The organism is Sporosarcina koreensis, from assembly GCF_000826145.2.
Classification (GTDB): Bacteria; Bacillota; Bacilli; order Bacillales_A; family Planococcaceae; genus Sporosarcina; species Sporosarcina trichiuri.
The window spans coordinates 95,652-120,366 of sequence record NZ_LN651336.1 but is presented as its reverse complement, the minus strand read 5'-3'; the positions used below and the strand labels follow the sequence as shown (position 1 = coordinate 120,366).

Here is a 24,715-nt window from a genome sequence, read left to right as displayed (position 1 = left end):
AGCATGAAAAATACAGAAATCTATATTCAGGGCGCCCGTGCGCATAACTTGAAAAATATCGACGTCACCATTCCGCGTGATGAGCTCGTCGTCATGACCGGCCTTTCGGGATCAGGGAAATCATCCCTCGCTTTCGACACGATCTATGCCGAAGGCCAGCGCCGTTATGTCGAATCACTGTCTTCCTATGCCCGTCAGTTCCTCGGGCAGATGGACAAGCCGGATGTCGATCTGATCGAAGGGCTGTCTCCGGCAATCTCGATCGATCAGAAGACGACGAGCCGCAATCCGCGCTCGACGGTCGGCACCGTGACGGAAATCTACGATTATCTGAGACTGCTCTATGCGCGTGTCGGCAAACCGATCTGCCCGGTCCATGGCATTGAAATCACATCCCAGACTGTCGAACAGATGACCGACCGGGTGCTCGAACTCGAAGAGCGGACACGCATCCAAGTGCTCGCACCGATCATCTCGGGCCGGAAAGGGACGCATGTCAAACTGCTTGAGGATCTGAAGAAGCAGGGATATGTGCGTGTCCGGATCGATGCCGAAACGTATGATCTCGATGATAATATCGATCTCAACAAAAACAAGAAGCATACGATCGAAGTCGTCGTGGACCGTATCGTCATGAAAGAAGGGATCGCAGGCCGGCTGAGCGACTCACTGGAAGCGGCGCTCCGGCTGTCCGAAGGCACCGCAGTCGTGGATATCATCGATGGCGAGGAACTGCTGTTCAGCGAGCATCATGCCTGTCCGATCTGCGGGTTCTCGATCGGTGAACTGGAACCGCGGATGTTTTCGTTCAATAGTCCCTTCGGCGCATGCCCGGACTGTGATGGTCTCGGCGCAAAGCTTGAAGTCGATCCGGGTCTCGTCATCCCGGACCCTTCGCTGTCGCTGAAAGAGCATGCAATCGTCCCCTGGATCCCGACAAGTTCGCAATACTATCCCGAACTGCTGAAGACTGTAGCGAAACATTATGGCATCCCGATGGACACTCCGGTAAGCGAACTCGCAGAAGACGATCTGAACAAGATCCTGTACGGCTCGCGTGATGAAAAGATCCGTTTCCGCTATACGAACGAATTCGGCCAGACGCGGGATAACTCGATCTATTTCGAAGGGGTGCTCGCAAATGTGGAGCGCCGTTTCCGCGAGACGTCCTCCGACTATGTCAGGGAACAGATGGAGAAATATATGGCGCAGCGGCCGTGTCCGACATGTGAGGGATACCGGCTGAAAGCAGAATCGCTCGCCGTCAAAGTGGATGGGCTCCACATCGGTGAAGTGACTGAGAAGTCGATCGTCGAAGCCCTGCAGTTTTTCGGCACGCTTGAGCTGTCTGAAAAGGACGCACAGATTGCAGAACTGATTCTGCGCGAAATCCGGGAACGCCTCGGTTTCCTCGAGAATGTCGGTCTCGACTATCTCACTCTGTCCCGTTCGGCGGGCACGCTCTCCGGCGGGGAAGCCCAGCGCATCCGGCTTGCCACGCAGATCGGCTCCCGGCTGACCGGTGTCCTCTATATCTTGGACGAACCTTCCATCGGACTTCATCAGCGGGATAACGACCGTCTGATCCGGACCTTGAAAAGCATGCGGGATATCGGCAACACCCTGATCGTTGTCGAGCATGATGAGGATACGATGATGGAAGCGGATTACCTGATCGATATCGGACCGGGTGCAGGTGTTGACGGCGGCAGAATCGTTTCAGCAGGAACTCCGCATGAAGTGATGGAAGATCCGGATTCACTGACAGGCCAATACTTGAGCGGCCGGAAATTCATCCCCCTGCCGACGGAGCGCCGGAAATCCGATGGACGGAAAGTGACCATCAAAGGGGCTGCTGAGAACAACCTGAAAAAAGTCGATGTCGATTTCCCGCTTGGGGAATTCATCGCGGTGACCGGCGTGTCGGGATCCGGAAAGAGCACGCTCATCAACGAAGTGCTCTATAAGATCCTGGCCCAGAAGCTGAACCGGGCGAAAATGCGGCCGGGGGCGTATAAATCGGTTTCCGGACTGGAAGAATTGGAAAAGGTCATTGAGATCGACCAATCCCCGATCGGCCGGACCCCGCGTTCCAACCCGGCGACGTACACAGGCGTCTTCGATGATGTCAGGGATGTATTCGCCATGACGAACGAAGCGAAGGTGCGCGGCTATAAGAAAGGACGTTTCAGCTTCAACGTGAAGGGCGGACGCTGTGAAGCATGCCGCGGAGATGGGATCCTGAAGATCGAAATGCATTTCCTGCCGGATGTCTACGTTCCGTGCGATGTCTGCCACGGCAAACGGTACAACCGCGAAACGCTGGAAGTCACGTACAAAGGGAAGAATATTGCGGATGTGCTGGAGATGACCGTCGAGACGGCTGCGGAGTTTTTCGAGAACATCCCGAAAATCCAGCGCAAGCTGCAGACGATCGTCGATGTCGGCCTTGGGTATGTGCAGCTGGGTCAGCCGGCGACTACGTTGTCGGGCGGTGAAGCGCAGCGCGTGAAGCTCGCGTCGGAACTCCACAAACGCTCGAACGGGAAGTCGTTCTACATTCTCGATGAGCCGACGACCGGCCTCCATGTCCATGACATCGCAAAACTGCTGAAAGTGCTGGAGCGTCTCGTCGAAACGGGCAATACTGTACTGGTCATCGAGCACAACCTGGATGTCATCAAGACGGTCGACCATATTATCGACCTTGGCCCTGAAGGCGGGGACAAAGGCGGCCAGATCATCGCAACCGGCACACCCGAGAAGGTGGCGGAGAATAAAAGATCCTATACCGGCCAATACTTGAAACCTATCTTGGAAAGAGATCGGAACCGCATGGCGCAGCGTGTGGAACACGCCCAGAATCCGGTGTCGTGAAACTTTTTCGCATCTGAACCGTATTAGTAGACAGAACCGAGGCACCATCATTCCACAAGGAGGCGGAAAAAATGCAGAATGAACGAAAACGCATTTTGAATATGCTCGAAAATGGGACGATCTCAACGGATGAAGCTCTGACCCTGCTGGAAGCACTTTCGCACCAGGAAGTACCCGGACAGCAGACAGGCAGTACGGCCGCAGGTCCTGAGCCAGCTGAGGACGACAGCCAGGAACAAGAACAAGAACAGACACAGCAGCGGTCGCAACAGCAGGAAGAGCCGAAGAGCAAACAAAATACATCTGGCAAACGGTGGGACGGAGCATCTGCTGACGAGTTCATGGAAGATCTACGGAGAGACCTGTCGCAGGCCGGGGAACAGTTCATGCAGTTCATGCAGACAGCTGTCCAGAAAGTGAAGCAGTTCGACATGGAAAACCCATTCGGCAATGCCGTCACGTTCGAGCATACGGTGAAAGAGGACGGAAAGGATATCGAGGAGCTGATTCTCGATATCGATAATGGCAAGTGCTCCATCATACCCGGGGAGGGGGATGAAATCACAGCAGCGTTTTCCGTCAAGACATTCACGAGCCAGACGGAAGAAGAAGCGAAACGTGAATTCCTGGACAAACTGGTCTGCACAGCGGATGCTCAGTCATTCCATGTCGCCAGCAGCTCGAAGATGGTCCAGGTCAACACGATGCTGACCGTCCCAAGCAAATTGTACCGGAAGATTTCCGTACGGATGCTGAATGGCGGTTTTGACATCCGCAATTTGGAGGCGGACACCCTTCGCGTGAAAACAGCGAACGGCAAAGTCAGCATGTCCTACGTGAAGTGCAGGGAAGCGGCAGCCGAAACGCTGAACGGAGAAATCCGGCTGCTCGGATTCGATGCCAACGAGTTGGATGCTCAGACTGTCAATGGTCTGGTCTATGTCGATGGGAAGGTGAAGGAGACGACGGCACGGACTCTGAACGGTTCCATTTCCGTCACGACTACCCACGACAAGGCTGATAAGATTGATGTGAAGAGCGTCGGCGGCAATATTGAGTTGTATGTGCCGAATGACCAATCGCTGGTCGGGAATCTGAAATCATCGATCGGCAGTATCAGTGTGAAGCTGCCTGATGTTGAAAAGACGGCCAACCAGGAACAGCTGCTCCACCGTTCGATGAACTTCAAAAAGGAGACGGACGATTCAAAAGCGCTGCTCCATACGTTCGCAGAGTCGAAGACGGGCTCCATCCTTGTCTGCTACAATAGCGAATCCAAATGATTGCATAAAAAGCTGCACCGTGACAGTCCCGTCCAGGACTCTTGCGGGGGCAGCTTTTTTTCTTGCGGCAGGCGGAACTGGAAAAAGAAGAAGCGAAATTGCCTTCACAACCGTGCATACAATGGTAGAATAATGCGTAGACAATCTATGTTAGCGGAGGTGGCTGTCAAATGGGCGGTGTATCTGTACAGGCGATGCGTCAGCGTTTCAATCTCGATCTGCTGGCTGGCGGGGCAGGGATCGAGCGGGAAATAGACTTGAGTGATATTTCAAGACCCGGTCTTGAAATGGCCGGCTATTTCGATTTCTATCCGAGGACCCGGCTGCAGCTGTTGGGGAAGACCGAGATCTCATTTTTTGAAAAATTGCCGGAAGCCGACCGGATAGAACGGATGCATTTGCTCTGTACACCGGAAACTCCTGCCGTCGTGCTGGCACACGGTGTGGAGCTCCCACCGGAACTGGCTTCAGCAGCCGATCGGAATGCGGTCCCCGTTCTCGGATCGGACATCCAGACGACCCGGCTGTCCGGGATGCTGACGAATTTCCTCGCGGGCAGGCTCGCTCCGATGGAGACTGTCCACGGTGTGCTGGTCGATATATACGGGGTCGGTGTGCTCATTACCGGGAAAAGCGGCGTCGGGAAAAGCGAGACAGCACTGGAGCTCGTGAAGCGGGGGCACAGGCTGGTGGCAGATGACTCGGTGGAGATCCGGGAAGTGGGCAAAAACATACTGATCGGCAATCCGCCGCCGCTTCTGCAGCATATGCTGGAAATCCGGGGTGTCGGCATCATCGATATCATGACCTTGTTCGGGGCAAGTTCTGTCAAAGACGACAAACGGATCGTCCTGGCGATTGAGCTGGAACTGTGGGATCCCGACAAAATGTACGACCGGCTTGGACTGGACGATGATAAGATGAGGATCATGGACTCGGAAGTGACAAAACTCGTCGTACCCGTCCGCCCGGGCAGGAATCTGTCTGTCATCATCGAAGTGGCCGCCATGGATTACCGGCTGAAAACACTCGGCATCAATGCCGCCGAAGAGTTCACGAACAAATTGGATGCAGTGATCCGGCAGAAATCCGAGGCTGCGCAAGAAAAGAGGTTTTCTGAGTAAATGACTACATTATTGGCAATCGATCCGGTTGCATTCTCGCTTGGACCTATCGACGTACGCTGGTACGGCATACTGATTGCGACAGGAATCGTGCTGGCATTCCTGCTCGTGCAAAGAGAAATGGTGCGCCAGCATATGCACCCCGACCTGCTGACAGACATGCTGATCTGGGCAGTTCCGATCTCGATCATCTCAGCAAGGATCTATTATGTCGTCTTTTCGTGGGAGTTCTATAAGGACCATCCCGCTGATATCATCAAAATCTGGGAAGGCGGCATCGCCATCCACGGTGCGCTGATCGGCGCAATCATCACGGCGGTCATCTTCACGAAAAAGCGGGGGGTCTCCTTCTGGAAAGTCGCTGATATCACGGCGCCCGGCCTGCTGATCGGCCAGATCATCGGCCGCTGGGGCAACTTCATGAACCAGGAAGCACATGGAGGACCGGTTTCCCAGGCGTTCCTTGAGCATACGATCATCCCGGACTGGATCATGGACCAGATGACGATCGACGGCGTGACCTATCACCCGACCTTCCTGTACGAATCATTATGGAACCTTGTCGGCCTGGCTATCATCCTGTTGCTCCGGAGGGTGAATCTGAAACGGGGCGAAATCTTCTTCTTCTACATCACCTGGTACTCGATCGGGCGGTTTTTCATCGAAGGCATGCGTACGGACAGCTTGTACGGCGGAGGGCTGCGGGCGGCACAGGTTGTATCGATCCTTGGTGTCCTTCTCGGCATCGGCCTGTTTGTCTACCGGCGGTTCATCATGAAGACGGATGTGAGGTACAATGACAACTAATGCTGGCACAACAACATTGCGGAAAGGGACACAAGCGGGACTGAAAACGACCTGGTCGCTCGGAAAGATCATCTTTCCGATCACCATTCTGGTCGTCATCCTGCAGCATACGCCAATACTGCCCTGGATCGTCAAGCTGATTTCCCCATTCATGAACTTATTCGGACTGAGCGGGGAGGCGGCAATCCCCCTCGTACTCGGAAATGCATTGAACTTATACGCCGGTATCGCCGGCATCCTGTCGCTGGACCTGACGGTGAAAGAAGTTTTCATTCTCGCGGTCATGCTCAGTTTCGCACACAATATTTTCATTGAAACAGGGGTCGCCTTGAAAGTCGGCGTCAAACTGTGGATCGTGCTCACCGTCCGCTTTGGGCTGGCGGCGCTGTCCGGCATCGTCATCAATCTCGTCTGGCGCGGGGGCGGGGAACTGGCGCAATATGGGCTGTCCCCTGAAGTGACCGCTGTGCCGGAAGGCTGGCTGGACATCTTCCTGCTCGGTCTGCAAAAGGCCTCGTTCGGTGTACTCCAGCTTGCGCTGATTGTCATACCGCTCATGATCATCGTCCAGTTCCTGAAGGACCGCCACTATTTGGAGAAGTTCTCATCCAGGTTCACGCCTGTGACGAAGCTGATCGGCGTCCAGCCGAATGCTTCGCTGACATTGGTCGCAGGTCTCGTCATCGGATTGGCGTACGGTGCAGGCGTCATGATCCAGGCTGTCCAGGAAGACGGCGTCAGCAATCGGGACGCGACGCTGTCGTTCGTCTTCCTCGTGGCCTGCCACGCCGTCATCGAGGATACGCTGCTGTTCGTGCCGCTCGGCATCCCGGTATGGCCACTGCTGCTCATCCGGATCGTCACTGCATTCGCCCTGACGATTGCAGTCGCTTTTTTCTGGCGGAACCGGCTGCAGGAGAAATTAGAGAAAGAGAGAGATGCTGTTCATGGATAAACCAATTACGACCATCCTGTTCGATTTTGACGGAACCTTGCTTGATACGAACGAACTGATCCTGCAGTCATTCGAACAGCTGCTGGAACTCCATTATCCGGGCCGCTATACGCGTCCGGATCTCCTTCCGTTCATGGGTCCGACGCTTAAGGAAACATTCGACAGCATCGATCCGGCCAAGACGGATCAGATGATTTCAGAATACCGCGAGTGGAACATGGCCAATCATGACCGGCTCGCAGTCGAATTCGACGGGGTCACGGAAGTGCTGACGCGGCTCAAAGCGCATGGCATCCGCATGGCGATCGTATCGACGAAACGCAATGATATGGTTTGGAAAGGGCTTGAACTCATCGGTATCGGCCGCCTGTTCGACACCGTCGTCGGACTGGATGATGTTACGAACGCAAAGCCGGATCCCGAACCGCTGCTTCTGGCGATCGAGCGTCTCGGCGCATCGAAAGACGAGGTGCTCATGGTCGGGGACAATTCCCATGATATCGAAGGCGGGAAGAACGCGGGCGTCCGGACTGCCGGCGTCGCCTGGTCTGCGAAGGGGCCGGAATTTCTGTGGACCTGGAATCCCGACTTTATGCTGACCCACATATCCGATCTGTATGAGATTACCGGAGTGCCCGCGCAATGAGGAAGACGGAGCGGTATCCGGTGAAGTGGGAAGGCAGCTCACTCTGGAATCTGTACAAGACCGTGTCGTTCGCCAAAGTCGCGAAAAATTTCGCGGTCATCCAGATCGCCCGCTATACGCCGTTTTTCCGCATGAAGAACTGGCTGTACCGGACATTCCTGCGTATGGAAGTGGGAAATCGGACCGCGTTCGCCCTCATGGTATTTCCGGATGTCATGTTTCCTGAACGGATCCGCATCGGCAGCAACACGATCATCGGCTTTAACACAACAATCCTTGCGCATGAGTATTTGACGGATGAATACCGGATCGGGGATGTCATCATCGGCGATAGGGTCATGATCGGAGCGAACTGCACGATCCTCCCTGGCGTGACTATCGGCGACGGAGCTGTTGTGTCCGCTGCGTCGCTCGTCAACAAAGATATTCCGCCGGGCGCCATGGCGGGTGGCAACCCTGTCCGCATCATCTTCACAGAAGAAGAAGCTGCCAGGCGGAAGACGGATGTCCCGAAGGTTTAGCATTGAGGGAAAGAAGATATGGTATACTGAAGACACATTGCAAGAAGGGGCGTCCTCAATCGTTCCTTCTTGTTTTTTCGGAGGAATCTGTTTGGATAAAAATCAGCATCAAAACACAACTAACATAATCCCATTTGTCCCGAATGGTGACTTCTATTACGCCCGGGCACTGACCGAAATCCAGAAGGAGCAGTTCCAGGAAGCGCTGAAATACTTGAAGCGGGCAGCCGAACTGAGTCCTTCCGACCCCCGGATCCTGACGCAATACGGTGTTATGGTCATGGAGGAGGGACGGTTCGATGAAGCACTTGAACTGCTGCTGCAGGCATTTGAATTAGCACCGCAGGACGCGGATGTCGTCTATTATCTTGCGGAAGTGCATGCGCATCTCGGTATGCTGAGGGAAGCACGCCTCTTTGCGGAACAATACACCGAAAGGGCGCCGTCTGGGGAACTGTACGAGGAAGCGAAGGAGATCATCGAATTCGCCGAACAGGAAGCTGCGTTCCTGGCGGAAGAGAACCCGGAGGACGAAGAGGTCCTGCTGCTTCAGGAAAAAGCCCGGCGGATGATGGAGTCGGGGGAATTCGATAAAGCCGTTGGTGTACTCGAGGACATCATCGCCGATTATCCGGAGTCCTGGACGACGTATAATAACTTGGCGCTCGCCTATTTCTACCGCGGGGAGACAGCGGATGCCCGGGAGCTGCTGTACGATATCCTGAAGAATGACAAGGGAAATGTGCATGCACTGTGCAACTTGGCGGTCTTCTACTATTATGAAGGCGATCAGGAGAAGCTGATGCCGCTCATCGATCTGCTGAAAAAGATCCGCCCGTACCAGTTCGATCACAGATATAAGCTCGGCGCGACGTTCGCCCTCATCGGCTGCCACCCGGAAGCCTACTACTGGCTCAGGAGCATCCAGCGGAAAGGCTTCGAAGGAGACGAAGGGTTTTTCTTCTGGCTGTCGCAAGCGGCCTTTTTCTCGGGACGCCGCAAGCAGGCGGAGGAGGCATTCGCCCGGCTGATCGAACTCGACCCATCGAAGAAAGGGCTGGAACCATGGCTCGATGCGGATCTGCAGAAATTAGAGGACGACTCAAGCTATGTGCAGGACAAGCAATTCCTCCTTGAAAAGATCGGCAATATGTACAGGAGTGAGCGGATGTTCGGGTTTTTCCTACTTGGGAAGTCGATCCACAAACAGGAGATCATCGCCCATCCGGCATACATTGACGTAGAAAAACTGTCCGATCTCGAGAAGTTTGTACTGGCAGGCAGCCTTGACTATCAGCTCGTGGAAGACACGGCGGCCGATAAGGCGTTCAACCGGGCGATGGCGGCGACGGAGTACCTGTATGAACAGAACAGACCGCTTGACCGTCAGGGAACTCACTTGTTCCAGATGTGGTTCTCCCTGTTTGAAATCGGCCTTGAGAAACAATACCCATTCAAGAACCCTCCCGCGATTGCTGCGGCTGCTGATTATATGTTCCGTTCGTCCCGCGCCAAAGGGATCACCAAGACAGGCATCTCCAAACAGTACGGAATCAGTACGCAGACACTGACCAAGTACGTCGGCGAGTTATTCACCTTCCTGCCGAACTTCTCCTGAGTAAGCCGGAACACCTGGAGTACAGGCAGATTAGTTGATGGAACATCGAAAAACTTATACGATTTGGACAGAAGAACTACCGAAAGAGGAGGAGCTTGAATGTCAGCTGAAACAATCTATGATGTAGTGATCATCGGCGCAGGGCCTGCAGGTATGACTGCAGCCGTCTATACTGCCCGCGCGAATATGAATACGCTCATGCTGGAGCGCGGTGTGCCGGGCGGCCAGATGGCAAGCACGGAAGAAATTGAAAACTATCCGGGATTCGAGTCGATCCTCGGGCCGGATCTTTCCACTAAAATGTTCGACCATGCGAAACGCTTCGGAGCGGAGTATGCATACGGGGACGTAAGCGGCATCGAAGACGGCAAGGAATACAAGACGATCACCGCAGGCGGGAAAGAGTATAAAACAAAGAGTATCATCATCACGACAGGTGCTGAGTACCGCAAGATGGGCATCCCGGGCGAAACTGAACTGACCGGCCGCGGTGTCAGCTACTGCGCGGTCTGTGACGGCGCATTCTTCAAAAACAAAGAGATCATCGTCGTCGGCGGCGGAGACTCGGCAGTCGAAGAAGGTACGTACCTGACGCGTTTCGCGAGCAAAGTGACAATCATCCACAGACGCGATGAACTGCGGGCTCAGAAGATCCTTCAGGAACGCGCTTTCGCAAACGACAAGATCGATTTCATCTGGGATACGACTGTCAAAGAGGTCCATGGAAAAGACGGCAAGGTCGATTCCGTGACACTGGTCTCCACGAAAGACGGCTCCGAGCGGGAATTCAAGACGGAAGGTATGTTCATCTACATCGGACTTGACCCGATAACCGCACCATTCAAGAATCTCGGAATCCTTGACGAGCATGGGTACATCAAGACGAACGAAGTGATGGAAACGGAAATTCCGGGCATCTTCGCCGCAGGCGACGTCCGTGAAAAACTTCTCCGTCAAGTCGTGACAGCGACAGGTGACGGAAGTATTGCAGCCCAGTCCTGCCAGAAATACGTCGAGGAATTGAACGACGCCCTCGAAACCAAAGTGTAAAAGTCTTTCCTTAACGCAACATTAATGTGTTTGTAATGTTCTCGCAATATAAAAGGGATATACTAAAAGTGTTGATTGACCCCCTATTTTTAAATACTTTTGAAGGCTGCCGGAAAGTACGTTGCCGGCAGCTTCTTTTTGTGTCGTTTTCCTATGAAATCGATTATACTTAAAACTATGTGAACAAAAGAAGTGAGGCATCGTGTATGCAAAGAATTGTTAATCTGCTAGTAGAAAAAGATGGTCAGGTACTGTTGCTCAAAAAACCACGGAGAGGCTGGTACGTCGCTCCGGGCGGGAAAATGGACGCAGGGGAATCGATCGTCGAGACAGCCATCCGTGAATTCACGGAAGAGACAGGAGCGACTCCTGTGGACCCCCATTTGAAAGGCATCTACACAATGGTGATCCGCAGAGGGGACGAAACAGTGGATGAGTGGATGCTCTATACATTCACCGGCCATGACCTGATCGGCACGCCGATGGAGGATACCGTGGAAGGGAAGCTCGAATGGCATCCGAAAGAAGCGCTGCGCACGCTGCCGATGGCGGAAGGGGATCGCACAAATCTCCTCTTTGCAGTGTCAGAACCGGGTATGCAGTACGGCACATTCACGTACACGGAAGATTTCGTCCTGCTGGATGAAAAAATTCAACACTCCATGGAAGGTGATTGAACGGATGGATAATGAGGCATTTACGGAGGAACTGGAACTGGTCATCATCACAGGCATGTCGGGGGCCGGAAAATCGGTCGCCATGCAGAGTTTCGAAGACATGGGCTATTACTGCATCGATAACCTGCCGCCTGAGCTGCTCGAGACGTTTCTCGACCTGATGCTGGCATCCTCGGATAAAAAACCGAAAATCGCAGCTGTCATTGACACGCGGGGCGGCGGTCTGTTCGACGCGCTTCTGGATGCACTGGACAGTGTCAACCGGATGGACAATGTGACGACCCGGATCCTGTTCCTCGAAGCGGATGATGAAACACTCGTCAGCCGATACAAAGAATCGAGACGGTCCCACCCGCTGGCAAACGGCCGGCAGCCGCTCGAAGGGATCCGGAAAGAACGGGGTCTCTTAAGCGATATCAAAGGACGCGCCAAGTCGATCTTCAATACGTCCGTCATGAAACCGAAGGAACTCCGTGAAAAGATCATCAAGGAGTTCTCGGCAGGAGAAGGGGAGAACTTCACGCTGAACTTCATATCGTTCGGTTTCAAGCATGCGATGCCGATCGATGCGGATGTCGTGTTCGATGTACGCTTCCTGCCGAACCCCTATTATATCGAAGCGATGCGTCCTCAGACCGGTCTCGACCAGGATGTCTATGACTATGTCCTGAAATGGGACGATACCCAGACGCTGATCAGCAAGCTGACGGACCTGTTCCAGTTCCTGATCCCTCAATATAAGCAGGAAGGCAAGTCGCAGGTGGTCATCGCATTCGGCTGCACAGGCGGACAGCACCGTTCCGTCACGCTTGCGGAGTATTTCGGGAACCTGTTCAAAGAGGACTATACAACTTATGTGACCCATCAGCATATTGAAAAAAGAAAGGGCTGACGTTATGAAGCCTTCTGCAATACGCAAGAAAGTAGTGGTTTTCGGCGGCGGCACGGGACTGTCCACACTTTTGAGAGGATTGAAAAAACATCCTCTCGAACTGACAGCGGTCGTGACAGTCGCAGATGATGGAGGCAGCTCCGGCCGATTGCTGGATCAGTATGATATCCCGCCGCCAGGGGATGTAAGAAAAGTGATGGCAGCGCTTTCAGATGTGGAACCGCTGATTGAAGAGCTGTTCCAATACCGGTTCACTGCCCAGGACAGCCTGGATGGCCATTCATTAGGCAATCTGATGCTTGCTGCGATGACTGATATTACAGGTGATTTCGCTACGGCCATCAAAAAGATGGGCCAAGTGCTGAACATAAAAGGGGAAGTGCTGCCGGCGGCCAATGAACGTATAACACTGCACGCTGAGCTGGAGGACGGCACGATCGTCACTGGCGAATCGAAGATCCCGATGTACGCACGGAAGATCCGCCGGGTCTATCTGTCACCGCAGGATGCTGAACCGCTGCCGGAGACGCTCCGCGCGATACGCGAAGCGGACCTGATCATCGTCGGACCGGGCAGCCTGTATACGAGCATCCTTCCGTCGCTCCTTGTGCAGGATATCCGGGATGCCGTGCTGCTGAGCGCTGCGAGGAAAGTCTATGTCGGCAATCTGACAACCCAAAAAGGGGAAACGTACCGATACACGGCGTCCGAACATGTCGCTGCGCTGTACGATCATGTCGGGGAGCCGTTCCTGGATGCCGTCCTGCTGAACAGCAAGGACCTTATGCCGGTACTGACAGCAGCCGGCCAGGCAGTCACCTCCTGGCCGGTCGAGTGCGATCTGGACAGGCTTGCAGAACTCGTTCCCCAAATCGTACAGGAGGACATCGCATTCGCGAAAGACGGCCGTGTGCTGCACGATGCCGATAAGGTGGCCCGGTGGTTCATGGAGGACATACTGGCAGAAGAACCATGCAAAGAAGAGGCGTGACCACCGCCGGGAAAGGGGGAAGATCATGTCTTTCGCATCGGAAACAAAGAAAGAACTGACGCAGATCGAAACTGAAGATTGCTGCACGAAAGCGGAAATCGCCGCGTTCATCCGCATGAACGGGGTCTTGTCGTTTTCCAATAAGATGATCATGCTGGATGTGCAGACGGAAAACGCTGCCATTGCGAGACGGCTGTACTCCAATCTGAAGAAGTTATATACATTCAAAGTGGAACTGCTCGTACGCCGGAAAATGCGTCTGAAGAAGAACAATGTGTATATTTGCAGGATCCGGGAAGAAGCACGGGAATTACTGGACGATCTCGACATCCTGACGAATACATTCCAGTCGAACCAGAAGATTTCGGAAGACATCATCCCGAACGACTGCTGCAAACGGGCTTACCTTCGCGGAGCCTTCCTGGCAGGCGGCTCCGTCAATAATCCGGAGACGTCATCCTATCACCTCGAGGTATTCTCGCTCTATCAGGAGCATTCCGACGCTCTTGTGGAGCTCATGAACGACTACCAGCTGAACGCAAAGTCGATCGAACGGAAAAAAGGGTTCGTGGCGTATTTGAAGGAAGCGGAAAAGATTGCGGACTTCCTGAGCCTGATCGGGGCGCATGTCGCCCTCATGCGATTCGAAGATATCCGGATTGTGCGTGACATGCGGAACAGCGTGAACCGGCTTGTGAATTGCGAGACGGCCAATCTGAACAAGACGATCGGAGCAGCCCAGCGCCAAGTGGAGAACATCAAGCTCATCCAGTCGACAATCGGCCTGGAATCGCTGCCGGACCGTCTGCAGGAAATTGCGCATCTGCGTGTGGAATATCAGGATGTTACGCTGAAGGAGCTCGGAGAGATGCTCTCCGGAGGACCCGTCAGCAAGTCGGGGGTCAACCACCGGCTCCGCAAAATCGATGAAATCGCCGAAAAAGTGCGGGTGGGCGGAATAACGTAACGGATAGGAGAGAGGGAAATGATCGAAAAAACAGCAGAAGTGAAGATTAAACCCGGCCTGCAGGCGAGACAGGCGGCCCTGTTCGTGCAGGAGGCGAACCGGTTTACTTCGGATGTCTATGTAAAGCGGGATGAGCGGCAGGTCAATGCCAAAAGCATCATGGGCGTCATGAGCCTGGCTATCGCCCAGGGCAGCACGGTCCAGGTGATCACAGAAGGAGCAGATGAAGAACAGGCAGCTGCGACGCTGACTGCGTTCATCGAAGGGGAAGCGTGAACAGAAAAAAACGTCCCGGTTGACGGGACGCCTTGTCTGTTCCTTTACTTGCTTTCCGATTCACGCATGTCGCTGCGCGTAATGATGTGGTCGATGAGACCATACTCTTTCGCACGTTCAGCGGTCATGAAGTTGTCGCGGTCCGTATCCTTTTCAATCACTTCGATCGGCTGGCCGGTGCGTTCCGACAAAATTTTGTTGAGCTTTTCACGGATGAAGAGAATATGCTTTGCAGCGATCTCGATCTCAGTCGCCTGACCCTGCGCGCCGCCGAGCGGCTGGTGGATCATCACTTCGGCGTTAGGGAGAGCATAGCGCTTTCCTTCCGTACCTGCTGCCAATAGGAAAGATCCCATGGAAGCGGCCATGCCGATACAGATCGTCTGGATGTCCGGCTTGATATACTGCATCGTATCGTAGATCGCCATACCAGCAGTGATGCTGCCGCCCGGGCTGTTGATGTAGATCGAGATGTCCTTATCCGGGTCTTCGGATTCCAGGAATAGCAGCTGGGCAACGATGGAATTTGCCACGTTGTCATCGATCTGGCTGCCGAGCATGATGATGCGGTCTTTCAGCAGGCGGGAGTAAATATCATACGCACGCTCGCCGCGGTTCGTCTGTTCAATAACTGTAGGAATCAAGTTCATGTTCCGTTCCTCCTTTTGATGAATGAAGATGGTCGTATGTTAAAACGGTGCCCCGCTTAACCATGTCTTAATCATACAGAGTATGGTCAACAAAGGTCAAATATAACGCTTTGAAAATTACCTGTTGCATTTCGGCTTCTCAGCAAGTATACTATTATTTGTCCGCTAAACAAGAAAACAAAACGTCCTCGTGGTGCAATGGATAGCACGTAAGCCTCCGAAGCTTAAAATGTGGGTTCGACTCCCGCCGAGGACATCAGAACAACAGAACCCCCTGATCGTGAACAGCCTATGTTCACAATCAGGGGTTTTTGCATGCAACCCGGAACTTTTCGGGCTGCCGGCCGTATTACCTTATAGACCGAACGTTTGGAGTGCTCATCAGTACGGGTAAACTCCTGAAAGGAAAACACTATAGGGGGCTGGCAAAATGAAAAAGTTATTAGGGCCGATTGGCATCATCATCGGAATCATTGTTGTACTGGGATTAATATTAGTTCCGAGCTACAACAGGTTTGTCACATCGGAAGAAAACGTTGATCAGGCCTATTCACAAATCGAAACCCAGCTGCAGCGGCGGGTCGATCTGATTCCGAACTTGGTGAACACAGCCAAGGGTTATGCGAAGCACGAAAAGGAAGTCTTCACGAACATCGCGGATGCCCGCTCGAAACTGGCGGGGGCGAACGGACCGGAAGAGCAGGCAGCGGCGAACGATGAGCTGTCGGGGGCACTGAGCCGCCTTCTTGCCATTACTGAGAACTATCCGGAGCTGAAGGCCGACAAGCAGTTCACCCAGCTGATGGATGAGCTGGCGGGTACTGAAAACCGGATCGCCGTCGCACGCAAGGATTACAACGGAGAAGTCGCATCCTACAATAAGCAAGTGCAGCGTTTCCCGGGCAAATTCGTTGCATCGGTATTCGGCTTTGACAAGAAGGAATATTTTAAAGCGGCAGCAGGTGCCGAACAGGCGCCGAGCGTCGACTTCGGGGACGATGAGTAATGAAACGGACAGCTGCCCGGGCACTTGCCCTGCTCGGCATGCTCCTGATGCTATCGGCAGCTATCCTGCCGTCAGCTGATGCACGTGGTGTAGACATTGTCCAAGACAAGTCGGGAATACTTTCAGAAGATGTGAAAAGAGAACTGGATGATTACGGCAAGCGACTGTACAGCGCTACCAGTGCCGAACTGGCGGTGCTCATTGTACCAGATACCGGGGGACGGCCAATCGACGAATTTTCGCTGAATAAGCTGCGTGAATTCCAGCTTGGCAGTAAAGAGGAGAATAACGGAGCTCTTCTTGTGGTCACCAGCGAACCGGATGAATCGGGTAAACGACACATTCGTCTTGAGGTAGGATACGGTTTGGAAGGCGCTCTTCCTGATGGGAAAGTGGGCCGCATCATTGATGAAGTCGCAATGCCTTATCTTAAGAATGGCGAGTTTGACAAAGGGATTTTGGAAGCCTACAAAGCTTTCTATAATGAAATCGCTAAAGAGTATGATCTGAATGGTGAAGAACTCCCTGTCGCAACATTTGACGAAGGCGACAGCGGAGGAGGAGGAGGCATCCCGATTGTACCGATAATCGTCATCGCGTTCATCCTCATCCAGATATTCGCTAATTCCGGAAGAGGCGGAGGAGGCGGACGCGGCGGCGGGCCAGGAGGCAGAAGCCGCGGTGTCGGCCCGATCTTCTTCCCGGGTTCGTTTGGAGGCGGCTCAGGAGGCGGCTTCGGCGGCGGTTCCGGCGGAGGCGGCTTCGGAGGATTCGGAGGCGGCGGCTCAGGCGGCGGAGGCGGCGCCGGCCGTAGCTTCTGATGAATAAGCGGTGTGTGCAGCGAACGATGTTGCGCGCATCGCTTTTTGCTTTTACACTGGATACAGACAGGAGGGAAACCCATGCATGTGACCTTTTATACGAAACCGGGCTGTACGCTGTGCGATGAAGCAGAGCAGATGATGCAGCTTGTCAGCGAGGAGTATCCGCTGACCTGGACATCCGTCAATATCGAGGACGATGATGATAAGCATGAGCAATATATGCTGATGATTCCGGTTGTCGAGAACGAAGGACGCGTCCTCTGCTATGGGAACATCGGGTATGCCGATCTTGTCCTTCTTTTCGGCGACTGATGTTTACAGTTGTGCAATGGGGGAATAGGATGTATAGTTGGAGTATAAAGCTATTCTATTTTTTTGACTTCAGTGGGACGTTTTTAAACCATTCAGGGCAAAATCAGTCCTAGGCAAGCGAGCGAAACGAAGGGAGGAGTCTTTCTGAAACCGGTTATTGTGGAGGCGCAGGAAAAGCTGGTCCCTGACATGATGGCCGCGCTCCAGCAAAGGTATCTTGTGCTGAAGCTCATCAAGACATCCGGCCCAATCGGCAGGCGGCCGCTTGCGGAGACAGCCGGCCTCTCGGAACGGGAAACCCGTTCCGTCATGGAGGCACTCCGTGACCAGCACCTGATCCAGGTGGCGAAAGAAGGGGCGCGCATCACTGCGGAAGGGGAGAGCGTCCTGTACGATCTCGAACCCCTGATCGAACTGCAGTACGAACGGAATATCCTTGGGAAGCGCATCAAGCAGACGTTCGGCATCAAAGATGTCCATATCGTCAAAGGGGACAGCTCGGAAATCGGTGCTTCGAACGAACTGCTCGGTGCTGAGGCGGCTTCTGTTTTCAGCAGCCGTATCGGCAAGGGCAGGGTCGTCGCAGTTACTGGCGGCAGCACACTGGCTTCCATCCCGAAGCATCTGAGCTGCTATCCGGGGGCGGAGGATACGCTGTTCATCCCGGCGAGGGGTGGTGTCGGCGATGATATCGGCCTGCAGGCCAACGTCATTGCCGCCACGTTCGCCCAGACATGCAACGCTTCCTACAAATCGCTGTACTATCCGGAATCACTCAGTGAAGAAGCACATGCCATCTTCCTGAAAGAGCCGGGTGCACAGCGGATGATGGACTTATACAGCTCGGCCGACTGTCTCCTGCACGGCATCGGGGATGCCCAGAAGATGGCTGTCATGCGGGAGTCCGGCGAAGACGAACGCCGCCTCCTCGCCGCCCGCGGGGCAAAGGGCGAAGCATTCGGCTACTACTTTAACCGCGAGGGCGAGATTGTACATCATCTGCGGACAGTCGGCATCCAGACGGACGACCTGAAGCGCATCCCGCTGATTCTGGCGGTTGCGGGCGGCTCGGAAAAGGCGGAAGCGATTTTGTCCTACCTGCATGCTGCCGCGAAACAGACCGTACTGATCACCGACGAAGGGGCAGCAAGGGAACTCATGAATTTCATCTGACGAACGTGAGAAGACTGTTACCAAATGGCTCCGCGGCTGACGCTGCGTAACCCATTATTATATAAACAAAACTCTGGAGGGATTCAAGATGACAGTAAAAATGGCGATTAACGGATTTGGACGTATTGGACGTATTGTGATGAGAGACTCTTTGGTACATGACGAATTGGAAGTCGTGGCAGTCAACGACCTGACGAATGCCCCAATGCTTGCACATCTTCTGAAATACGACTCGGTGCACGGTATCCTCGATGCGGATGTCTCTTCTGATGAGAACCACATCATCGTGAATGGCAAAAAGATCCGTGTCTATGCAGAAAAAGACCCGGCAAACCTTCCGTGGGGAGATCTCGGTATCGACATCGTCGTGGAAAGCACAGGTGTGTTCCGTGACGCAGCCGGTCTGCAGAAGCATATCGATGCGGGTGCAAAGAAAGCGATCTTGTCAGCACCTGCGAAAGGCGATGTCAAAACACTCGTCATGGGCGTCAATGAGCAGGAGTATGATCCGAAGGAAGACAAGTTCGTCTCCAACGCATCCTGCACAACGAACTGCCTGGCGCCGGTCGTCAAAGTGCTGAACGACAAATTCGGCGTGGAACGCGGCATGATGACGACCATCCACTCGTATACGAACGACCAGCGGATCCTCGATTTGCCGCATGAGGACTATCGCCGTGCCCGCGCAGCTGCCGAGTCGATGATCCCGACAACTACGGGAGCGGCTTCTGCCGTGACGAAAGTCATCCCTGAGCTGAAGGGCAAACTGGATGGAATGGCAGTCCGTGTGCCGACACCGAACGTTTCGCTCGTCGACTTCGTTGCGGAATTAGGCAAGGATGTCACTGTCGAAGAAGTGAACAGCGCACTGAAAGAGGCTTCTGAGAACGAATTGAAAGGCTACCTGTTCTACAGCGATCTGCCGCTTGTGTCGAAAGACTATAACGGTACACATGCATCATCGACTGTCGATGGATTGTCGACAATGGTACTGCAGGACAGCATGGTGAAAGTCATCAGCTGGTATGACAACGAGCAGGGATACGCTGCACGCTGTATCGACCTTGCGTTGTATATGAACGAAAAAGGTCTCTGATCAACCTGGCCACAGATCCATACAGACACATAAAATCTGGCTTATCGGATTGTGACCGATTATACTGAATAGATGGGCAGGAGGAACGGCATTGCCCCGTTCCTCCTTTTTTTTCACAACTACATTTGCCGTAAAGGAGTGCTTGTTCCCATGAATCCGAAACAGACGATGAAAGACATGGACTTGAAGGGGAAGCGTGTATTCTGCCGCGTCGATTTCAACGTACCGATGGAAAACGGAAAGGTCTCCGATGATACCCGCATCCGTGCGGCGCTGCCGACGATCCAGTATTTGTCCGAACAGGGAGCGAAAGTGATCCTCGCAAGTCATCTTGGACGACCAAAAGGCCAGGTGAACGACGAGTTCCGTCTGACTGCAGCAGGTGAGCGGCTGGAAGAACTGCTCGGAAAGCCCGTTGTGAAGCTTGATGAATCGACAGGAGCTGCAGTGGAATCCCGCATTTCAGAGCTGTCCGACGGCGGCGTGCTTCTGCTTGAGAATGTCCGGTTCCACCCGGGCGAGGAGAAGAACGATCCGGAGCTTGCCAAGCAATTCGCAAGTCTGGCGGATGTCTACGTCAATGATGCGTTCGGCGCTGCTCACCGGGCACATGCGACAACTGCAGGCATCGCGGAGTATCTCCCGAGTGTCCAGGGGCTCCTGCTGGAAAAAGAGCTCAGCATCCTCGGTAAAGCCTTATCCGATCCGGAACGGCCGTTTACTGCGATCATCGGCGGCGCAAAAGTGAAAGACAAGATCGGCGTCATCGACCACCTGCTGGATAAGGTCGATAATCTGCTGATCGGCGGCGGTCTGTCGTATACTTTCACGAAAGCGCAGGGACACGGGATCGGCGACTCCCTATTGGAAGAGGACAAGATCGATCTTGCGGCATCTTTCATTCAGAAGGCGAAGGAAAAAGGGGTCAACCTCTATTTGCCGATCGACGTGAAAGTGGCGGATACGTTCTCTGAAAGCGCAAACACGAAAGTTGTTCCGATCGACGGCATCGAAGCTGGCTGGATGGGGCTCGATATCGGTCCGAAAACGGCGGAACAGTATGCCGATGTCATCAAGGCTTCGAAGCTCGTCATCTGGAACGGACCGATGGGCGTATTCGAAATGGCGCCGTTTGCCGAAGGCACGAAACAAGTGGCGCAGGCGATGGCGGAGACGGATGCCTTCACGATCATCGGCGGCGGCGACTCCGCAGCAGCGGTTGAAAAGTTTGATGTCGCTGACCGGATGGATCATATCTCGACAGGCGGCGGTGCTTCCCTGGAGTTCATGGAAGGGAAAGAACTGCCTGGCGTGACAGCACTGGACGACCGACTTTAAGGAGGAGGGACAAGTCATGAGAAAACCGATCATTGCAGGAAATTGGAAAATGTACAAGACGATGCAGGAAGCAATGGACTTCATGAATGCATTGGAAAGCAGACTGGACGGCACAGGAGCGGCCGAACTCGTCATCTGTCCGCCGTCCCCATACTTGGCGGCACTTGCCGGAAAAGCGGAGAAGCTGCCAGTCAAAATCGGTGCACAGACGATGCATGAGGAAGACGAGGGAGCCTTCACAGGCGAAGTCAGCCCTGTCATGCTGAAAAGCATCGGTGTTGAACTGGTCATCCTCGGCCACTCGGAGCGCAGGCAGTATTATAACGAAACGGACGAGAGTGTGAACCGTAAAGTGAAAGCGGCTTTCGCACACAGTCTGACGCCGATCGTCTGTGTCGGTGAGACACTTGAACAGCGTGAGGCCGAAGAGACAGCGGAAGTGGTCGGACGCCAGGTGAAGAAGGCATTCGAAGGGGTTCGTGAAGAGGATGCGAAACAATCCATCGTCGCCTATGAACCTGTCTGGGCGATCGGCACAGGACGTACGGCAACTGCGGAGGATGCGAACGAAGTGTGCGCGCATATCCGTACTGTTCTTGCGGAGATCTTCTCCGAAGAAACTGCAGAAGCGATCCGCATCCAGTACGGCGGCAGCGTAAAACCTGCCAATATCAAAGAACTGCTGGCGAAGAGCGACATTGATGGCGCGCTAGTCGGCGGGGCAAGCCTGGATCCGGACTCGTTTGCCGAACTTGCGAAGGCGGGTTCCCATGAGTAAAGGACCCGTCGGACTCATCATCATGGACGGTTTCGGACTGCGCGAAACAGCTGCCGGAAATGCTGTGGCGCATGCTTCGAAGCCGAACTATGACCGTCTGTGGAAGGAGTATCCGCATTCTACGCTGACCGCCTGCGGAGAAGCGGTCGGCCTGCCGCCCGGGCAGATGGGGAATTCCGAAGTCGGCCACTTGAATATCGGCGCCGGCCGGATCGTCTATCAGAGTCTGACGCGCATCAACAAATCGATCCGTGAGCGGGAGTTCTTCGACAACGAGGCGCTTCTGTCCGCTGTGAACCATGCGAAAAATCACGGCAGCGCGCTGCATGTCATGGGACTGCTGTCGGACGGCGGCGTACACAGCCATTTTGAGCATCTGTTCGCACTGCTGGAACTCGCCTCTATGCACGGACTGGAAGACGTCTATGTCCATGCGTTCCTGGATGGACGGGATGTCGGACCGAAAACGGCGATGGCGTTCCTGCAGCGGACGGAAGAAGTGATGAAAAAAGCGGGCATCGGCAAAATCTCTTCGGTGTCCGGACGGTATTATGCGATGGACCGGGACAAGCGCTGGGACCGTGTCCAGCTGGCCTATGATGTCATGGTCAATGATAAAGGCCCAAGGTACAAAACGGCGGAAGAAGGTGTCCAGGCGTCCTATGATGCGGGAGTGACCGATGAATTCGTCGTTCCGTTCATCGTACAGCAAGCTGGCGGTGAAGCCGTCCGTATCAGCGAAGGCGATGCGGTCATCTTCTTCAATTTCCGTCCGGACCGGGCGATCCAGCTCTCACGTGCATTTACGCAGAACGGGTTCGACGGGTTCCCAGTGAAGCCGTTCACCGACCTGAAATTCGTGACATTCACAGTATACAGTGAAGAAGTGGCCTCCGAAGTGGTCTTTCCGAGCCAGGATCTGAAGAATACGATCGGCGAAGTGCTGTCCGCCAACCACTTGCGGCAGCTGCGGATCGCGGAGACGGAAAAGTATCCTCATGTAACGTTCTTCATGAGCGGCGGCCGGGAAGAGGAATTCGACGGTGAAAAACGGATCCTGATCGCTTCACCAAAAGTTGCGACCTATGATCTGAAGCCCGAGATGAGCGCCTATGAAGTGACGGATGCACTTATCGAAGAGATCGAGAACGACCGGATCGATGCATTCATCCTCAATCTTGCAAACCCTGATATGGTCGGCCATAGCGGGCTTCTCGAGCCGACCGTGAAAGCGGTTGAAACGACGGATGCATGCGTCGGCCGGATTGTCGGGCTGCTGGAGCAGAAGGGCGGCGCGGCCATCGTCACAGCGGACCACGGCAATGCGGATGAAGTGATCACGCCGGAAGGCAATCCGATGACAGCGCACACGACCAATCCGGTCCCTGTCATCGTCACGAAAAAAGGAATCGAGCTCAGAGCGGGCGGGATTCTCGCAGACCTGGCACCAACCATGCTAAAATTGCTGGGAATCGAACAGCCGGAAGAAATGACAGGAACGCCATTATTTTAACTAAAGGGAGAGATTTGCATGCCGGTAATCAGTATTGTTCAAGCAAGGGAAGTTCTTGACTCACGGGGCAATCCGACAGTCGAAGTGGAAGTATTCACGGAAAGCGGCGCATTCGGCCGTGCCATCGTCCCGTCCGGTGCTTCCACCGGTGAATACGAAGCAGTGGAACTGCGTGACGGCGACAAAGGCCGCTACCTCGGGAAAGGCGTCCTGAAAGCGGTCGATCATGTGAATGAAGTCATCGCGGATGCCCTCGAAGACAACTACTCTGTCCTCGATCAGGTCGTCATCGACAAAGCACTGATCGAGCTGGACGGTACCGAGAACAAAGGCAAGCTCGGCGCGAACGCGATTCTAGGTGTTTCGATGGCGGTTGCCCATGCGGCGGCGGATTACTTGGACATCCCGCTCTACCAATACATCGGCGGCATCAACGCAAAACAGCTGCCTGTCCCGATGATGAACATCGTCAATGGCGGCGAGCATGCGGATAACAACGTGGACATCCAGGAATTCATGATCATGCCGGTCGGCGCGGAGTCGTTCCGCCATGCGCTGCGTATGGGTGCTGAGATCTTCCACAGCCTGAAGTCCGTCCTGAAGGAAAAAGGATTGAACACAGCAGTCGGGGACGAAGGCGGATTCGCTCCGAACCTGTCGTCGAACGAAGACGCACTGTCCACGATCGTCGAGGCGATCGAAAAAGCGGGCTACAAGCCGGGCGAAGATATCATGCTGGCGATGGATGCGGCAGCATCCGAGTTCTACAACGCGGAGGAAGGCAAGTACAAGCTTGCCGGAGAAGGCATCGAGAAGACGTCCGAAGAGATGGTGGACTGGTACGAGAGCCTTGTGGATAAGTACCCGATCATCTCGATCGAGGACGGCCTCGATGAGAACGACTGGGCCGGCACGAAGCTGCTGACAGACCGTCTCGGTAAGCGTGTCCAGCTCGTGGGTGATGACCTGTTCGTCACAAACACGAAAAAGCTTGCACGCGGAATCGAAGAAGGCGTCGGCAACTCGATCCTCATCAAAGTGAACCAGATCGGCACATTGACAGAGACATTAGATGCGATCGAAATGGCGAAGCGCGCCGGCTATACAGCGGTCATTTCGCACCGTTCGGGTGAGACGGAAGATACGACGATCGCAGATCTCGCCGTGGCAACGAACGCCGGGCAGATCAAGACCGGTGCGCCGTCCCGTACGGATCGCGTCGCGAAGTACAACCAGCTGCTGCGCATCGATGACCAGCTCGACGAAACAGCCCAGTACCTCGGAAAAGACACGTTCTACAACTTGAAGTGATCTTTTTTGAAGCATTCCGACAACTGCTGC

24 protein-coding genes and 1 tRNA gene are annotated in these 24,715 nt (G+C 54.2%); 24 read left to right on the top strand and 1 reads right to left on the bottom strand.

Annotated features, from left to right (window positions below; translation table 11 throughout):
- The first annotated feature begins 3 nt into the window (after window positions 1-3).
- From uvrA to BN1190_RS04175, 14 genes are all read left to right on the top strand, one after another.
- Window positions 4-2,877, top strand: a complete 2,874-nt coding sequence (gene uvrA / locus BN1190_RS04240) for an excinuclease ABC subunit UvrA (protein ID WP_040285786.1) — start codon at window positions 4-6, stop codon at window positions 2,875-2,877.
- Between the two features lie 71 nt (window positions 2,878-2,948).
- Window positions 2,949-4,160: a DUF4097 family beta strand repeat-containing protein gene (locus tag BN1190_RS04235; RefSeq protein WP_040285785.1), complete on the top strand. Its 1,212-nt coding sequence runs from the start codon at window positions 2,949-2,951 to the stop codon at window positions 4,158-4,160.
- A gap of 170 nt (window positions 4,161-4,330) precedes the next feature.
- Complete coding sequence (gene hprK / locus BN1190_RS04230; RefSeq protein ID WP_040285784.1) at window positions 4,331-5,284, top strand: HPr(Ser) kinase/phosphatase; 954 nt, start codon at window positions 4,331-4,333, stop codon at window positions 5,282-5,284.
- A complete protein-coding gene (gene lgt, locus BN1190_RS04225; protein ID WP_040285783.1) occupies window positions 5,285-6,091 on the top strand; it encodes a prolipoprotein diacylglyceryl transferase in 807 nt (268 codons plus the stop codon).
- Window positions 6,081-7,046, top strand: a complete 966-nt coding sequence (locus BN1190_RS04220) for a nucleoside recognition domain-containing protein (RefSeq protein ID WP_040285782.1) — start codon at window positions 6,081-6,083, stop codon at window positions 7,044-7,046. The genes lgt and BN1190_RS04220 overlap by 11 nt, the downstream gene beginning before the upstream one ends.
- The gene (ppaX, locus tag BN1190_RS04215) at window positions 7,039-7,692 is read left to right on the top strand and encodes a pyrophosphatase PpaX (protein WP_040286001.1); all 654 of its coding nucleotides are present in this window, start codon (window positions 7,039-7,041) and stop codon (window positions 7,690-7,692) included. The genes BN1190_RS04220 and ppaX overlap by 8 nt, the downstream gene beginning before the upstream one ends.
- Window positions 7,689-8,213 (top strand): acyltransferase, encoded by a 525-nt coding sequence (locus BN1190_RS04210; protein WP_040285781.1) that lies wholly within the window; start codon window positions 7,689-7,691, stop codon window positions 8,211-8,213. The genes ppaX and BN1190_RS04210 overlap by 4 nt, the downstream gene beginning before the upstream one ends.
- Before the next feature lie 91 nt (window positions 8,214-8,304).
- Window positions 8,305-9,831 (top strand): tetratricopeptide repeat protein, encoded by a 1,527-nt coding sequence (locus BN1190_RS04205; protein WP_040285780.1) that lies wholly within the window; start codon window positions 8,305-8,307, stop codon window positions 9,829-9,831.
- Between the two features lie 99 nt (window positions 9,832-9,930).
- A complete protein-coding gene (trxB, locus tag BN1190_RS04200) occupies window positions 9,931-10,881 on the top strand; it encodes a thioredoxin-disulfide reductase (RefSeq protein ID WP_040285779.1) in 951 nt (316 codons plus the stop codon).
- Window positions 10,882-11,087: 206 nt separating this feature from the next.
- Window positions 11,088-11,558 carry an NUDIX domain-containing protein gene (locus BN1190_RS04195; RefSeq protein WP_040285778.1) on the top strand — a complete coding sequence of 157 codons (471 nt, stop codon included), beginning with the start codon at window positions 11,088-11,090 and terminating at the stop codon, window positions 11,556-11,558.
- A 4-nt stretch (window positions 11,559-11,562) separates the two neighbouring features.
- Complete coding sequence (gene rapZ, locus BN1190_RS04190; protein ID WP_040285777.1) at window positions 11,563-12,450, top strand: RNase adapter RapZ; 888 nt, start codon at window positions 11,563-11,565, stop codon at window positions 12,448-12,450.
- A 4-nt stretch (window positions 12,451-12,454) separates the two neighbouring features.
- The gene (locus BN1190_RS04185) at window positions 12,455-13,441 is read left to right on the top strand and encodes a gluconeogenesis factor YvcK family protein (protein WP_040285776.1); all 987 of its coding nucleotides are present in this window, start codon (window positions 12,455-12,457) and stop codon (window positions 13,439-13,441) included.
- 25 nt (window positions 13,442-13,466) lie between these two features.
- A complete protein-coding gene (gene whiA, locus BN1190_RS04180) occupies window positions 13,467-14,408 on the top strand; it encodes a DNA-binding protein WhiA (protein ID WP_040285775.1) in 942 nt (313 codons plus the stop codon).
- 18 nt (window positions 14,409-14,426) lie between these two features.
- Window positions 14,427-14,684: an HPr family phosphocarrier protein gene (locus tag BN1190_RS04175; protein ID WP_040285774.1), complete on the top strand. Its 258-nt coding sequence runs from the start codon at window positions 14,427-14,429 to the stop codon at window positions 14,682-14,684.
- 44 nt (window positions 14,685-14,728) lie between these two features.
- Here the strand turns inward: BN1190_RS04175 and clpP are convergent, their stop codons facing one another.
- On the bottom strand, window positions 14,729-15,358 hold the full coding sequence (gene clpP / locus BN1190_RS04170) for an ATP-dependent Clp endopeptidase proteolytic subunit ClpP (RefSeq protein ID WP_276327486.1): 630 nt from the start codon (window positions 15,356-15,358) through the stop codon (window positions 14,729-14,731).
- A 160-nt stretch (window positions 15,359-15,518) separates the two neighbouring features.
- Between clpP and BN1190_RS04165 the strand changes: the two genes are divergently transcribed.
- From BN1190_RS04165 to eno, 10 genes are all read left to right on the top strand, one after another.
- Window positions 15,519-15,590 (top strand) — tRNA-Arg (locus tag BN1190_RS04165).
- Window positions 15,591-15,764: 174 nt separating this feature from the next.
- On the top strand, window positions 15,765-16,340 hold the full coding sequence (locus BN1190_RS04160) for a LemA family protein (protein ID WP_040285772.1): 576 nt from the start codon (window positions 15,765-15,767) through the stop codon (window positions 16,338-16,340).
- A complete protein-coding gene (locus BN1190_RS04155) occupies window positions 16,340-17,161 on the top strand; it encodes a TPM domain-containing protein (protein ID WP_040285771.1) in 822 nt (273 codons plus the stop codon). The genes BN1190_RS04160 and BN1190_RS04155 overlap by 1 nt, the downstream gene beginning before the upstream one ends.
- Window positions 17,162-17,242: 81 nt before the next feature.
- Entirely contained in the window at window positions 17,243-17,476 is a 234-nt protein-coding gene (locus BN1190_RS04150; protein ID WP_040285770.1) for a glutaredoxin family protein, read from the top strand.
- Window positions 17,477-17,665: 189 nt separating this feature from the next.
- The gene (locus BN1190_RS04145; protein ID WP_052461715.1) at window positions 17,666-18,649 is read left to right on the top strand and encodes a sugar-binding transcriptional regulator; all 984 of its coding nucleotides are present in this window, start codon (window positions 17,666-17,668) and stop codon (window positions 18,647-18,649) included.
- A gap of 88 nt (window positions 18,650-18,737) precedes the next feature.
- A complete protein-coding gene (gap, locus tag BN1190_RS04140) occupies window positions 18,738-19,745 on the top strand; it encodes a type I glyceraldehyde-3-phosphate dehydrogenase (RefSeq protein WP_040285768.1) in 1,008 nt (335 codons plus the stop codon).
- 150 nt (window positions 19,746-19,895) lie between these two features.
- Window positions 19,896-21,083 carry a phosphoglycerate kinase gene (locus BN1190_RS04135; RefSeq protein WP_040285767.1) on the top strand — a complete coding sequence of 396 codons (1,188 nt, stop codon included), beginning with the start codon at window positions 19,896-19,898 and terminating at the stop codon, window positions 21,081-21,083.
- A gap of 16 nt (window positions 21,084-21,099) precedes the next feature.
- A complete protein-coding gene (gene tpiA / locus BN1190_RS04130; protein ID WP_040285766.1) occupies window positions 21,100-21,861 on the top strand; it encodes a triose-phosphate isomerase in 762 nt (253 codons plus the stop codon).
- Window positions 21,854-23,374: a 2,3-bisphosphoglycerate-independent phosphoglycerate mutase gene (gene gpmI, locus BN1190_RS04125; RefSeq protein ID WP_040285765.1), complete on the top strand. Its 1,521-nt coding sequence runs from the start codon at window positions 21,854-21,856 to the stop codon at window positions 23,372-23,374. Before tpiA ends, gpmI begins: the two co-directional genes overlap by 8 nt.
- A gap of 18 nt (window positions 23,375-23,392) precedes the next feature.
- A complete protein-coding gene (eno, locus tag BN1190_RS04120; protein ID WP_040285764.1) occupies window positions 23,393-24,685 on the top strand; it encodes a phosphopyruvate hydratase in 1,293 nt (430 codons plus the stop codon).
- Window positions 24,686-24,715: the final 30 nt, after the last annotated feature.